The following is a 1,067-nucleotide window of genomic DNA, read 5'->3' on the forward strand; positions in this document are numbered from 1 at the left end:
AGGTAAATCGATGGGGAGAATACATGAGGAAGAGATTTTTTAGCGAAGTACTGAACATGCTATTATTTATATTCAATATTTTCGGGATTTTTGAAATTGTAAATTACAATATATCAACATTTTTTGATATATGCCTCATGGTTTTTTATAACTTAGGATTTTTAAATTAATTTGAGGAATTAAGCTGTCCTTTTTGAATAAAGTATTACCAAAAGTTGCTGAAATTTTTGTAAAGATATGCCATATTATTTTTACGAAGGAGGCGCTTGATCTTAAAATCGAGGAGTTGGTTGCTGTTGCACCTTCTGTCTTTACAATGCACCAGTTCTGTGTAAATAAGTATTCTCGGCAAGCAATTGATCAGAAAACAAGCAGAGAAGAGGTATCCGAAGCAATTATGTTAACAATGCTTATTGCAGAGAGTTCTCAACTTTGCTGGGAAAACGCTTATGGAAAAAACGTTTATGAGCTCATCTTTGGAGGCGATAACTCTAAAGAAAAAGGAAATAACTGCAATTGTAGCTCTGGAAATGCAGGCAAATAGATTGATTTCTCACTTAATGAATCAATTAAAAATATTTCCCCTTGTTAATAAAGTTCATCAATGCAATAATCTTTCTTATACTTTTGACAATTACAGAATAATTTGAGCAAAATACTTATAATATTTGACACATTTGAGTATATCAACATATCTTGATATCCTACGATCTATTCTTGCTTCTTAGCTAGAAAACAAACATGATATTCCTTGAATAACATGCACAACTATATGAAAATGCATGCTGATGGCAGCATTTTCATGCTAAATAGAATATGGAAATTTTGGAGGGCTGTAATGAAGCGATTGCATAGAATACCAAGTAAAGAACGAATTTCTTTTTGTTACTATTCAGGTAGCCTTTTTAGGGCTACACAATTTTTCCTCTTTTCGAGGAAAAATTGGATTTACAATGAGTTATTTCTATCTTTGATGAAACGTGAAGAGATTCTTGCTCTGTGTACTTCAAATCCTGAAGTTATTGCAACTTACATTGAGAGTCTTGAATCTCAAATAAAACAGCTTA

Annotated in this window: 1 protein-coding gene; it reads left to right on the plus strand. The window is 31.8% G+C overall.

Translation table 11 applies throughout. The annotated features are described in order from the left end of the window. Nucleotides 1-193 precede the first annotated feature (193 nt). Nucleotides 194-544, plus strand: coding sequence for a carboxymuconolactone decarboxylase family protein (locus ASJ81_RS13420; RefSeq protein WP_170943311.1), 351 nt, complete (start codon nucleotides 194-196; stop codon nucleotides 542-544). Nucleotides 545-1,067 lie beyond the last annotated feature (523 nt).

It is taken from the genome of Methanosarcina spelaei (assembly GCF_002287235.1).
Taxonomy (GTDB): Archaea; Halobacteriota; Methanosarcinia; order Methanosarcinales; family Methanosarcinaceae; genus Methanosarcina; species Methanosarcina spelaei.